Source organism: Paenibacillus sp. CAU 1782 (assembly GCF_054551715.1).
The window spans coordinates 249518-261437 of sequence record NZ_JBTOLL010000001.1 but is presented as its reverse complement, the minus strand read 5'-3'; the positions used below and the strand labels follow the sequence as shown (position 1 = coordinate 261437).

The 11920-nt window shown below is 51.5% G+C and carries 15 protein-coding genes; all 15 read right to left on the bottom strand.

What is annotated here, in order from left to right; translation table 11 throughout:
- Position 1: 1 nt before the first annotated feature.
- The 15 genes from ACX93W_RS01215 to ACX93W_RS01145 all read right to left on the bottom strand — a co-directional run bounded on the left by ACX93W_RS01215 (position 2) and on the right by ACX93W_RS01145 (position 11900).
- A complete protein-coding gene (locus ACX93W_RS01215; RefSeq protein WP_459390499.1) occupies positions 2-433 on the bottom strand; it encodes a cytidine deaminase in 432 nt (143 codons plus the stop codon).
- A 45-nt stretch (positions 434-478) separates the two neighbouring features.
- Entirely contained in the window at positions 479-841 is a 363-nt protein-coding gene (locus tag ACX93W_RS01210) for a diacylglycerol kinase family protein (RefSeq protein ID WP_459390498.1), read from the bottom strand.
- Entirely contained in the window at positions 841-1338 is a 498-nt protein-coding gene (gene ybeY / locus ACX93W_RS01205; protein WP_459390497.1) for an rRNA maturation RNase YbeY, read from the bottom strand. Before ybeY ends, ACX93W_RS01210 begins: the two co-directional genes overlap by 1 nt.
- Positions 1335-3590, bottom strand: a complete 2256-nt coding sequence (locus tag ACX93W_RS01200; RefSeq protein ID WP_459390496.1) for an HD family phosphohydrolase — start codon at positions 3588-3590, stop codon at positions 1335-1337. The genes ybeY and ACX93W_RS01200 overlap by 4 nt, the downstream gene beginning before the upstream one ends.
- A gap of 16 nt (positions 3591-3606) precedes the next feature.
- Positions 3607-4578, bottom strand: coding sequence for a PhoH family protein (locus ACX93W_RS01195; protein WP_459391978.1), 972 nt, complete (start codon positions 4576-4578; stop codon positions 3607-3609).
- Positions 4579-4584: 6 nt separating this feature from the next.
- Positions 4585-5778: a sporulation protein YqfD gene (yqfD, locus tag ACX93W_RS01190; RefSeq protein ID WP_459390495.1), complete on the bottom strand. Its 1194-nt coding sequence runs from the start codon at positions 5776-5778 to the stop codon at positions 4585-4587.
- A gap of 21 nt (positions 5779-5799) precedes the next feature.
- A complete protein-coding gene (gene yqfC, locus ACX93W_RS01185; protein WP_459390494.1) occupies positions 5800-6078 on the bottom strand; it encodes a sporulation protein YqfC in 279 nt (92 codons plus the stop codon).
- Positions 6079-6262: 184 nt separating this feature from the next.
- Positions 6263-6856, bottom strand: coding sequence for a hypothetical protein (locus tag ACX93W_RS01180; RefSeq protein WP_459390493.1), 594 nt, complete (start codon positions 6854-6856; stop codon positions 6263-6265).
- Between the two features lie 48 nt (positions 6857-6904).
- The gene (floA, locus tag ACX93W_RS01175; protein ID WP_459390492.1) at positions 6905-7906 is read right to left on the bottom strand and encodes a flotillin-like protein FloA; all 1002 of its coding nucleotides are present in this window, start codon (positions 7904-7906) and stop codon (positions 6905-6907) included.
- A 36-nt stretch (positions 7907-7942) separates the two neighbouring features.
- Positions 7943-9328 carry an NfeD family protein gene (locus ACX93W_RS01170; RefSeq protein WP_459390491.1) on the bottom strand — a complete coding sequence of 462 codons (1386 nt, stop codon included), beginning with the start codon at positions 9326-9328 and terminating at the stop codon, positions 7943-7945.
- Between the two features lie 271 nt (positions 9329-9599).
- Positions 9600-10043, bottom strand: coding sequence for a GatB/YqeY domain-containing protein (locus ACX93W_RS01165; RefSeq protein WP_459390490.1), 444 nt, complete (start codon positions 10041-10043; stop codon positions 9600-9602).
- Positions 10044-10058: 15 nt separating this feature from the next.
- Positions 10059-10232 carry a 30S ribosomal protein S21 gene (rpsU, locus tag ACX93W_RS01160; protein ID WP_005547957.1) on the bottom strand — a complete coding sequence of 58 codons (174 nt, stop codon included), beginning with the start codon at positions 10230-10232 and terminating at the stop codon, positions 10059-10061.
- A 94-nt stretch (positions 10233-10326) separates the two neighbouring features.
- Positions 10327-10671, bottom strand: a complete 345-nt coding sequence (locus ACX93W_RS01155) for a histidine triad nucleotide-binding protein (protein ID WP_459390489.1) — start codon at positions 10669-10671, stop codon at positions 10327-10329.
- Between the two features lie 160 nt (positions 10672-10831).
- Positions 10832-11134 (bottom strand): hypothetical protein, encoded by a 303-nt coding sequence (locus ACX93W_RS01150; RefSeq protein ID WP_459390488.1) that lies wholly within the window; start codon positions 11132-11134, stop codon positions 10832-10834.
- A gap of 109 nt (positions 11135-11243) precedes the next feature.
- Positions 11244-11900 (bottom strand): hypothetical protein, encoded by a 657-nt coding sequence (locus ACX93W_RS01145; RefSeq protein ID WP_459390487.1) that lies wholly within the window; start codon positions 11898-11900, stop codon positions 11244-11246.
- Positions 11901-11920 lie beyond the last annotated feature (20 nt).

Sequence of the window (11920 nt, the reverse complement as noted above, 5' to 3'; positions counted from 1 at the left end):
GTTAGTCCTCCTTGACCAGCGATGCGGGGGTAAAGGCTCCGGGAAGCAGCTCCGCTACCGAAGTCAACTGCCAGTTTCCTTGCAGATTGCTCATAATGACCGGCATGTCCGGCCCGCAAAGCTCCACCAGTACCTGACGGCAGACGCCGCATGGCGCGATTGGACCGTCCGTGTCGCCAATAACGGCAATCGCTTGGAAGGAGCCTGCCTGATGACCGTCCGCCATAGCCCGGAACAATGCCGTGCGCTCCGCGCAATTGGTTGCTCCATAAGCTGCGTTTTCCACATTGCAGCCGTGATGGATATGACCATTGCCATCCAGCAGCGCTGCTCCCACTGAAAAATGAGAATACGGCACATAGGCCGATTTCATGGCTTCACGCGCCGCAGCAAGCAAATCCTGATATTGTTTTGAAAGGGTATTTCCCCCCATACTTCATTCCGTCCTTTCTTGATTGCAAATCATTCGATCTTCCCCTTAATAAAAGACCAGCTTTAGCAAAGGCGGGCCAAGCACCAGCAAGCCAACAACCACTGCAAAAACCGCGGCGGCCAAAACGGCCCCCGCAGCTGTATCCTTGGCCGCCTTGGCCAGCGGTTTTCTTTCCGGACTTGCAAGGTCGACCACATGCTCAATTGCCGTGTTGACCAGCTCCAGACTGATAACAAGCGCCATGCTCAGGCACAGCAGAGCCCATTCCAGCACCCCCAGCGACAACACCAATCCTGCCGCTACAACGATCACAGCCGCGACACAATGAATCCGCATATTGCGCTGACTGCGAACGGCCTCGTAAATGCCTGAGCAGGCGTAGCCCAGACTGGAGAGAAATTTTTGCATTAGCGGGTTAATCCGGCGGCGCCAAGCACAGACTCCTGCTTTGCGGTCATAACCGCCTCGGCATCCGCATCCTCATGATCATAACCCAGCAAATGCAGGAAGCCGTGCACAAAGAGAAAGCCGATTTCCCGTTCCAAGGAATGGCCATACTCCTCGCTTTGGGCTTTTGCCCGCTCCACGGAAATAATGATATCGCCCAGCATGCCGGACAGCGGATCGCCTTCATCCTCGCTGTCAACTTCAAAAATAATGTCCAGCTCCTCAGGGCCGTCATCCAGCATGGCGAAGGACAATACATCCGTAGGCCGGTCAATGCCGCGATAATCCCGATTCATCTCGTGAATGCCGGCATCGTCCACAAAGGTCAGCGTAACTTCTCCGTCCTCCATGCCTTCGGCGGCGCCAGCGAGCTGAAGCATCTCGCTAAGCTTGACGATCCAGCTGTCCGGTATATCGATGATGTCTTGCTCGTTGCTCCAATCCAGTTGCAGGCTCATTTTGTCTCCGTATTCTCCTTTGTTTTGGCATCATCCGGGTATTCAATCCGGGAGTGAAAGATGCCGATAATGCTTTCTTTTAGAGACTGGGCAATTTTGTCCAGTTCCTTCAGCGTCAAGTCGCATTCGTTATATTGGTTGTCATCCAGCCGGCTTTTGATGATTTTATTAATCATCGCTTCGACATGCTCCACCGTTGGATTACGCAGGCTGCGCACTGCGGCTTCTACGCAATCCGCTATGCCCACAACGGCCGCTTCCTTGGATTGCGCTTTGGGGCCGGGATAACGGTAATCGTCTTCGGTAAAGTTGATTTCCAGCCCTTGCTCCTCCGCCTGCTTTTTCGCTTTGAAATAGAAAAACTTCAGCGAGGTCGTGCCATGATGCTGCTCGGCAATATCCCGAATCGGTTTAGGTATATTGTGCGCCTTCAGCATTTCCACGCCATCCCGCGCATGCGCAACAATGATGGATTTGCTAAGCATCGGCTCGATCGTATCATGCGGATTTTCGATATTGGACTGATTTTCAATAAAATAGTTGGGCCGTTTCGTTTTTCCGATATCATGGTAAAACGAGCCTACCCGGCAAAGCAGCCCATCCGCTCCAATCGCTTCCGCGGCCGCTTCCGACAGATTGCCCACCATGACGCTGTGATGATAAGTGCCCGGCGTTTCCGTCAGCAGCTTCCGCAGCAGCGGATGATTTGGATTAGACAGCTCCACAAGTTTGAGAGCCGACAATATGCCAAACGTAATTTCAAAAAACGGCATTAGACCGATAACCAGAATCGCCGTCAGCAAACCGCTTGCAAAGGCAAAAGCAATGGAATAAATAAACGGCATGCGGTCGAGATTTTCCGACATCATCAACATCGCCATTACAGCCAAGGAACCAAACAAGCTGACCATTATCCCCGCTTTCAGAATGGCGGAGCGCTGGCTGGCCCTATGAATAGAGAAAACCGCGGCAAGCGATACAACGATAATGAAGAAGCCGTATTTGAAGTCAAAAATTTGATTCTGCGATGTATTCAAAATAATACTGCCCATTAAAGCAAAAATAAATGAACCCATAATAGCAAGATGCAGATCCAATAACAGCGTAATCAGCATGGCGCCCAACGCGGCGGGAGCCAGGAAGCCCGCATAGGATGCCGCATCCGTCTGCGTAAGGGCGATGATCTGAATGGTCATAATGTTAATGACAAAAATCAGCCAAAGCATCAGCAGCTGGGAGTTGGTGTATTTAGGCTTTACGCCGCCGATGGAGCCGGATTGATGCAGATAGGCATACAGCATAACCACAAACATCAGCGACAGGATCAGCAGACCGGTTTGCGGCCAATAATGCTTTTTATCCTGCAGCAGATTGGAATCCGAAAGCAGCTTGTACAAATCAGGCGTTATAACCTCGCCTTTCTTCACAATGATGTCGCCTTCCTTGAAAACAACCGGAGTTGTATTCAGCTTGGCTTGCTCGCGCGCTTCCTCCGTTTTTTCGGTATCCAGAAACTTGTTGGGCATGATGACAAACCGCGCCAGCTCCTGAACAATTTCGCGGGCCGTACGGTTGGACAAGGAGCTGGCGTTCACCAGCTCCGCCACCTGGGTGCGAGCCGTTTCCGCTTCGCGGATCTGCTCGTTCATCAGCTTGCGGACAATATCCCGTGCAACGAGCCGCATTTCCGCAATCTGATCGCTGGTCAGCTGCGGCATCTTGTAGAACGTTTCCTCCGGAATCGTATATTGCTGCTCCTTGGCAAGCCGGGCCATTTCCTCCAGCAGCGTATTGTTGTAGGTGCCGCTGCTCCTGCTATTTTTGACAAAAGCGTCGATATGGCTGGCATAACGGCCCGGTATCTCGGAGCGGTAAATATCGATTTTGTTCTGAACCGTCACCTGATCATCCATATTCAGCTGTTCGATGCGATACAGGATTTGCTCGACCAGCTGGTCGTTGCGAAGCCCCACGATGGAAAAAACATCGTCGATCTTTTTGGCCGCGTCTTCCTCCGCTTGCCTTGTCGCCTTTTCGTCGCGAATCTGAAAGGGAGCCTTGATATCCTTGTCGCTTGCTTTTCCTTCGGTAATATCATAGGTTTCCGGTATAACGTGCGGGGCAAGGCTAAAATAAAAAAGCAGCACGAACAATGCCATCAGTACCCACTTGACGGCGGGGCTTTGCCTCCAGCCCTGCGTTTTCGCCCTTTCCTTGACGCTCGCAGGCTTGCTTGACCCGTTCTTGACCATGCGGCTCTCTCCCTTTCTAGACTTTATTTTCAGCATCCCGATTATAAGCCGTTATTATTTTTTGAACGAGCGAATGCCGTACGACGTCGCTTTCCACAAACGTGATCATCCCGATTTCGGGAATATCCTTCAGAATGCGCTGCGCCTCCATCAAGCCGGAGGATTTGCCTCTGGGAAGATCGATTTGCGTCACGTCGCCGGTAATAACCATTTTGGAGCCGAAGCCAAGCCGGGTCAGGAACATTTTCATTTGTTCCGGGGTGGTGTTTTGAGCCTCGTCCAAAATAATAAAAGAATCATCCAATGTCCGCCCGCGCATATAAGCAAGCGGCGCAATTTCGATCAGCCCGCGCTCAAGCGCTTTGGCGGTGGCTTCCGGTCCCAATACGTCATGGAGCGCGTCGTATAGCGGCCTCAAATATGGATCAACCTTCTCCTGCAAGTCGCCTGGCAAAAAGCCCAGGTTTTCGCCCGCTTCCACGGCGGGTCGCGTCAGCACAATTCGTTTAACGGCATTTTCCTTAAGCGCCATAACGGCTAGAACAACCGCCAGATAGGTTTTGCCCGTACCGGCAGGTCCGATGCCGAACACGATGTCCAGCTTTTTGATCGTTTTGACATAATGCCGCTGGCCAATCGTTTTCACCATAATTTTTTTGCCCCGGAATGTGCTGGCGATCTCTTTCTTGAACAGATCCAGCAATTCCTCAGCAGCCATCTCTCTGGCCAGTTCAAGCGCATAGGCAATGTCGCGCTCGGAAGGCGTATACCCGTTTCTTACAAGCTGCAGCAGCACGCTGTACAGCTGTTCCAGCGATTCCGCTTCCTTCGCCGGTCCGCTAATGACAATTTCCGCATCGCGGGAGCTTATCGTGCATTCTACCTGGTCGGCTACCAGTTTTAGAAACTTGTCCTGCGGACCGAACAAGGCCAGCCCTTCGGCAGCATTCCCAAGCGGTACTTTTAAGGTCGTTGTTTCAATTTGCAACAATTCTCAGTCTCCCTGCATTTGGACTATAGGCAATTCCTTGACGATAGATTGCTCTACTTCAAAAAGAACTTTCATATAAACTTTACCATTCTCCGCCTTTTCATGCAAAACAATTTCGTCCCTGAAGAGGACATCTATTCCAGCCTTTTCCATAATATCTGCTTTTGCGCCCAAAATTCCGTTGTTTTTTGCTTCTTCCTGTGTCAATTCCCGTTCGCGCATTTCCGCATCCATGATGGTTTCCTTCATTCGTCCGACGGGAAGCGACCATTTTCGCCATGACAGCAGTTCCATGTGTTCAATGCTCTCCGACTGCTCGAAGCCGGGATTGCCAAAGCCGCTCACCTGAAGCGCCCGGGAGCCGATAACGGCATACCATCTCGTTTTTTTGTCGCCCGTATAAACCTTTACCTTCTGGACCATGGGACTTGCAATATCATATTCATACCAGACAAGCCCGCGCACCGTTCCCTGTGCAACAACCGTTTTGTTATTGGTTTCCGAACCGATAATACCGGAAATCAACGTTTGTCCGGCTTTAACGCGCGTATTTTTTTTGACAACGGCCTTCCCCGTTTCCGCAACAATTTGCGTAATGACCGCATCGGCACTGGCTACCAAATGACGGGGATTTTGCAGGGGAGGCTTCTCCGGAAGCGTCATTTCGACTACTTGTATGCGCACTTTTGTCCCTTTTTTCTCCACGCCGACCCAGGTTGTTCCAGGCAATGCCGAGACCAGCCGTTTGGACAGCACGTCCGCATCCTGAAGACGGAAGGACCATTGCATGGGGTACAGGCCTTCGCTTTTTGCCGCGTTCAATACCTCTTCCCGGGTAAGCCGCGTATTCCCTTCCACATCAACGCTCCAGACCAAGGAGGAAAGCAAGAACAGCAGTACGAAAAAAAACGTCAAACCCGCCGCAAAGCCGATTCTGCGCTCTGCACGGCGAAGCAAGAAGGGCAATCCGTGACGCGAAATAACATGGACCCGGCAGCTTGTCTCCTTTAAATACGGGCGAAGCCGAAAAAAGTCGCTCACCGACAGCGTAAATCTCATGACGCCATTGCTTGTCCGGGCGATAGAGGACAAAGAAAGTCCCCCAGCCAGACATTTATTGACCAGTTCCTCGGGACTGCCGCCCCTAATTTCTACAACCACTTCGCCTTTAACCCAGATAACGCCTTGTCCCTTCATGGCGTCTCCCTCCCGTTACCATTATGGTATAAGCTCGATCCCGCTAATCAATCCCTCTATAAAAACCTCTTCACTCCAAATGGTCCGTATGACAAGGCCGCTGCCCCTAACTTCCAGTTGTCCTTTGCTTAATGCAAGCCTAAGCACTTCAGAAGAGAACCGTACGACGCCTCTGTGGTTTTCAATATAGAGCTGGCGGTCGCCTATCATCGTCAGCCTCGGCAAATCGTATACGACGTCCTGCGGCATATCCAGCAGCTCTGCCGTCATTTTTCGTATTTTCCGTTTCAGCTGTCGCATTGCCGTATCGTTGCCTCCCTCGCAAAAAAACTGACCAAAACGCAAAACTCCAACTTACGCAATATTCATGTGCTATACCAAAATATGCTATCCGGCGGGCAAATATGAAAATGGAGGCCGCAATACGAAAAAAACCCTTTGCTGTCCGGAGACAAACAAAGGGTTTGGAATTTGTGCTCTAATGCTATTGTCGCAGACGGCGCTTCGAACGGGGAGGACCCAATACTTCGGCCCACAATACAGCCTTGCGCATGTCTTCGGCGCTTGGTTTTCCCGACAGAAGCGCAGACGCGCGGGACACCGTGCGCTTGGAACGTTGCGGACCAGAGATATCCCCGGGCAGCTGGCTGCCGGAACGCTTAGGCTGAAGCCCGCCGCGCTCGCCGGCTCTTGCCGCTTCGGTCCCCCGATCAGTCAGCTCCCGCTCGGGACGGTTCACCGTTTGCATACCAGTACGGACTACCTGCTGCTTTGGCAAACCCGCTGAAGCTGGCTGGCTCTGACGTTCCGGCCAGCCCGCGTCCACTTGTTCAGGGACAACGCTGCCCGGCCATGGGCGCTGAGGCGCTCCTTCTTGTCTGGACGCAGGCTGCTGATCGGGGCTTGGTCTGCCATGACCGTCATCATGCATCGGACCGCCTAGGCCGCCTCCGCCAAAATCGGGCATGCCGCCCGGCTTATTCCCTTTGCCCTTGGGTTTTGCAAAAAGCCGGCTTAAAAGAAACAACCCGATAAGAACAACATAAATATTGCTCATTAAAAACTCAATGATTTTCAACGCTTGTCACCTCCCTCATGGAGTCAAAAGCAAAAATTGTCCCCATAATTAGGAGCGGCCATCACGATGATCGGTTTCTCCTTCAGTATCCCCGATGCTGGAACGCATTTTGGTATCAGCCTCGATGTTTTTCAGGTTCATATAATCCATTACGCCTAGTTTGCCGCTGCGCAAAGCTTCAGCCATGGCAAGCGGAACCTGCGACTCCGACTCCACAACGCGGGCTTCCATCTCGACAACCTTGGCTTTATTTTCCTGCTCCTGCGCAACCGCCATCGCGCGGCGTTCCTCCGCTTTGGCTTGAGCGATTTTTTTGTCCGCCTCTGCTTGCTCGGTTTGCAGGTGCGCGCCGATGTTTTTGCCTACGTCCACGTCCGCGATGTCGATCGACAGAATTTCAAACGCCGTACCGGCGTCAAGCCCTTTGTCCAATACGGTTCTGGAGATTAGATCCGGGTTTTCCAACACCGCCTTGTGGGAAGCCGAAGAACCCACCGTTGAAACGATACCTTCGCCGACACGGGCAATAATCGTTTCTTCGCCCGCGCCGCCGACAAGACGGTCGATATTCGCGCGAACCGTTACGCGCGCTTTAACCTTTACCTCGATGCCGTCTTTGGCGACGGCGGCTACAACCGGCGTCTCGATCACGCGAGGGTTAACGCTCATTTGAACGGCCTGCAATACATCGCGGCCTGCAAGATCGATTGCCGCCGCCCGCTCGAACAACAAAGGAATATTGGCGCGTTGCGCCGCAATAAGCGCATTGACCACCCGGTCAACGTTGCCGCCCGCCAGGAAATGGCTCTCCAGTTGATTGATATTCAGCCCTAAACCTGCTTTAGTCGCTTTGATGAGCGGATTTACGATACGGCTAGGCACAACGCGCCGCAATCTCATGGCCACCAATGTAATGATTCCGATACGAACGCCGGATGCCAACGCGGATATCCACAACATAATCGGGAAAAAGCTGAGAAACACCGATAACACAATTATAGCTAGCACAACAATTACAAATACGCCTACAATAGGGTCCAAACCAAACATGTACATGCCTCCATTTTGCCGCCAAAGGCGGGATTTTTAATCTTCTCGTCCAATTTCCTTCACCACGACCCAGGTACCCTCCGCCTTAACGACCTTTACCCTTGATTTGGCGGGAATAAACTCTCCGCCGGTAACCACGTCAACCCGGCTGTCGCCGATTAGAGCTGTTCCTGCAGGACGAAGCGGCGTTAGTGTTGTTCCTTCCAGACCAATCAGGGACGTTTTGACATCAGCGGACAAATAACCTTCTTCGGTCGTCAAGCTTTCGCGCAAAATAAATTTGTTCCATATGCCGCGTCCTTTGTTGGTTCTTGCAAACAGCACTACGATGACGACGGATACGGCGAATGCCACGCCAAGCGTCAGGAAACCCGATTGTGGCGTCGGAGCTGCGAGTATAATGCCCGTAATCAATGCGCCTCCCCCCAATATGCCTAATATACCGAAACTTGGAATAAATAATTCCAATGCCAGGAGCAAGATACCGAGTACGAACAATACGACGGTTTCCAGCCCCGCCAATCCCGAAATATAGGAACCAAAGAAAAACAACGCAAAGCTTAACAAACCAACAATGCCCGGAGCTCCAAATCCTGGAACGAACAACTCGATTGCTACGCCAGCAATGCCAAGAATAAGCAATACAGTGGCAACGATAGGGTTAACCAGAAACTTGGCAACCTGTTCAGCAATCGAAGGCTCCACATGGATTTGCGTTCGTCCTTCCAGCTTCAGCCAGGCAACAACCTCTTCCACCGAATTGGCCGTACCCTCGGAATAGCCGACTTGTTCCGCTTCGGAAGCCGACAGGGACAAAATATCTCCTTTCCCCTTTTCCACTCCGATTTCCGGCAAGGAAATCACGGCGTTTACGTCAACCATTGCAGCCGCAATGGCAGGATCTCTGCCATTTAGCTTGGCCGCTTCGCTCATTTGGCTCACCCAGAACGACACGGTTTTGGGATCGTCGATCAGATCGCCCGCGCCGTTTACAACTGCGGCAGATCCCATGCTGCTTCCTTTTTGCATCACAATATTGTCGGCGTTCAGCGCGATATAAGTGCCGGCTGAAACCGCTTTGCCTTGTATAAAGGCAGTTGACGGAATGGGACTGGTGCGAATCAATTCGCCAATCTCGCTTGCGCTGTCTACTCTGCCTCCAAGCGTGTTGAGCACCAAAATGATATGCTCCGCTCTGGCTTCGTCGGCTTCCTTGTAAGCGCGTTCCAGAAACGCTTGAAGACCTTGGTCAACCTTTTCTTTGACGGGAATCACATAAACCGCAGGTCCGGTAGATGAATTGGCTCCTTCCGTTTCTTCAGCCTGCGACGCGCCAATAACGGACACAAACGACAGGAGCAGGACTGCTGCCAGAAGCAGAGGCAGTGCCATGCGCAAAACACGGATAGACCGTTTGTTCAAACTGTCTCCTCCTTTGTTTATTTTGCTAAGCAATTAGTGAGTGTTCAAAAAGCGACTCTTTGAATAACTTTTAATACGCAGAGCTATGTATATTGTTTCAAATAGATAGCCATTCATGCAACTGTCGCCACGGATATGCCGGAATAAAGGGAAAACCAATAAGGTAATCATGTACGTGGATGGGCAGGCGCGTTTCATTTAGTGTTGAGTTTTTACGCCATATGGTAAAAAAGCACCCCATAAAGGGGTGCTTTGTCAGTCCGTATGTTGGCTATTGCAGAAATTGCTGTACAGCTTTGTTTACTAGTTTACCGTCAGCGCGTCCTTTAGTTTTAGGCATAAGGGCGCTCATAACTTTCCCCATATCCGCTTTGGAAGAGGCACCGAGTTCTTGGATGGTCTGCCTTACTATCTCTTGAATCTCTTCTTCAGTGAGCTGTTCGGGAAGGTATTGACTAATAATTTCAATTTCTGCAGCCACACCCGACGCTAGGTCGTCACGGCCGGCATTTTTAAATTCTTGGAGGGAATCTTTACGTATTTTGACTTCCCGACTTAATATATCAAGCACTTCATTATCGTCCAATGGACGCTTAAGGTCGATTTCCAAGTTTTTAACCGACGCGCGCATCATTCGTATGGTCGTTAGCTTGAACTTGTCCTGACTCTTCATGGCTTGCTTCATATCGTCGGTCAATCGCTCGCTCAGGTTCATTATGGAAGGATCCTCCTAAAACTTTCTCTTGCGCGCAGCCTCGGACTTCTTCTTGCGCTTTACGCTTGGCTTTTCATAATGCTTGCGTTTTTTCACCTCAGCCAAAACACCGTCTTTTGCGATGGAGCGTTTAAAGCGGCGAAGCGCAGCATCAATAGTTTCGTTTTTGCGAACTTTAGTTTCAGACACCAGTTTTCCCTCCCTCCGAAACAGACCGTCCAGAGCTTTAACACGGTTTATCACACTTCATTATACGGTAAAGCATTTCCCAATGTCAACTTAGTCAGTCTGCTAATAATGCGCCCAGCTTTTTGCCGCCGAGCAAATGGATGTGCAAATGGTAAACCACTTGGCCGCCATCCCTGTTTACATTGTTAATCAGACGATAACCGTCCTCCGCGATCCCTCGTTCCGAGGCGATATGGCGGGCTGCCGCAAACAACTCGGCAATCAGGGCGGCATCTTCCTTCTCCACATCATTCATCGTGGGGATATGTTTTTTGGGAATGATGAGTATATGTACGGGAGCGGCCGGCTGAATGTCTTCAAAGGCAAGAACATGCTCATTCTCGAAAACCTTCTTCGACGGAATGGAGCCATCCACGATCTTGCAAAAAATGCAATCCATTTTTCTTCAACCTCCTATCCTTTCAGCTTACTCTATCATAACGAAAATTCGCCGCTTAGTCCAATCTTTGCCTGTCCGGCGCTAATGCCGTTCCCGGCACAGGCCGCTTTTGGCGCAAAAAACCTCCAAAACGACCGTATTGCCGGGAACGGAACGCCTGTCAGAAATAATAAGGCAGCAGCGAAAGAGCCAGCAATGTCCCCAGCGGGAACGTCCGCCTGAAGAAACGCCTGCGGGGATAATAGCCATAAGGGCCATAGGGATAACCGCCAAACGGGATAAAAGCTCTTGCGTCGCCCTCGCCTTCCCCAAACGGAACCGCAATGCACAAAACTTCGTCATCCACATGCTCCACGATTCCATCAAAACACATGCCGTCCGCCGTTTGCACCAGAACATAACGATGCATGTGCTGCTGGCACATATCCTTTTTGGCGGTTGCCGCAAATGCCGTATTTTCCATAGTCATCAGCCTCCATTCACACCATCATATGCAGGTGCGGGCTAATGGCTACCCGAACGCTTGTTAAAACAAGAGGCATATGCGGATTAAGGTTTGGCCGGCCAATGGGTTATTGGCTGTTTTCCGAATCCGTCGTTTCCAGCGTCATGCCTTCGGTAAAAGTCAGCAGCAGCTCCTGAAGCCTCGCTGCGATATGCAGCCATTCATGCCCGCCGGCAAGCCGGATCATGGAGAGACGGTCGCCTTTTACGGCAAAATGAAATTGGGACACGGCCTCCTCCAATTGCCGAAAGGAAGACTCGGCATCCTCGAGTTCCTGGATTTCATCGGCTGACAATGCGCCGTCCCCCCCGGAAATGTCCCCGAGCAAATCACGCAACTCGATCATGTAGTAGCTGACCGCGCCGGGACCGCTGGAAAAGCTGTTTGGCTGCAGTTGCTTCGCGGTGGACAGCAGACTGAGGAGATCGGCTCCCCCCTTCGACATCGACTTCGCCATAATGCCAGCCGCCAGGCGCGCATCGCCCCCGGATTCATTGCTTGCGGCCATTTCACTGTAAGCAGTCTGCCAAAAGGCCAGTTCATCCCTGATCCATTCTAAATTGGCAATAATGTCCTCGCCTTGTTCAACCTTCTCGCTTTGACTGAATCCGATGTTTTTGGTCGCCAGCAAAATATTCCCCATCAGGCTCATAACAAGGATAACCAGCGTAATGGCCAGCGCCTTGGAGCGACCGCCCTGCTTTGCCTGCCCCTGCTCTTTCAACGCATTTCCTCCCCCTTTTG

Coding starts and splice junctions, on each gene's coding strand:
- ACX93W_RS01215 (WP_459390499.1), bottom strand. CDS start 433: ATGGGGGGAAATACCCTTTCAAAACAATATCAGGATTTGCTTGCTGCG.
- ACX93W_RS01210 (WP_459390498.1), bottom strand. CDS start 841: ATGCAAAAATTTCTCTCCAGTCTGGGCTACGCCTGCTCAGGCATTTAC.
- ybeY (WP_459390497.1), bottom strand. CDS start 1,338: ATGAGCCTGCAACTGGATTGGAGCAACGAGCAAGACATCATCGATATA.
- ACX93W_RS01200 (WP_459390496.1), bottom strand. CDS start 3,590: ATGGTCAAGAACGGGTCAAGCAAGCCTGCGAGCGTCAAGGAAAGGGCG.
- yqfD (WP_459390495.1), bottom strand. CDS start 5,778: ATGAAGGGACAAGGCGTTATCTGGGTTAAAGGCGAAGTGGTTGTAGAA.
- yqfC (WP_459390494.1), bottom strand. CDS start 6,078: ATGCGACAGCTGAAACGGAAAATACGAAAAATGACGGCAGAGCTGCTG.
- floA (WP_459390492.1), bottom strand. CDS start 7,906: ATGTTTGGTTTGGACCCTATTGTAGGCGTATTTGTAATTGTTGTGCTA.
- ACX93W_RS01165 (WP_459390490.1), bottom strand. CDS start 10,043: ATGAACCTGAGCGAGCGATTGACCGACGATATGAAGCAAGCCATGAAG.
- ACX93W_RS01155 (WP_459390489.1), bottom strand. CDS start 10,671: ATGGATTGCATTTTTTGCAAGATCGTGGATGGCTCCATTCCGTCGAAG.
- ACX93W_RS01150 (WP_459390488.1), bottom strand. CDS start 11,134: ATGGAAAATACGGCATTTGCGGCAACCGCCAAAAAGGATATGTGCCAG.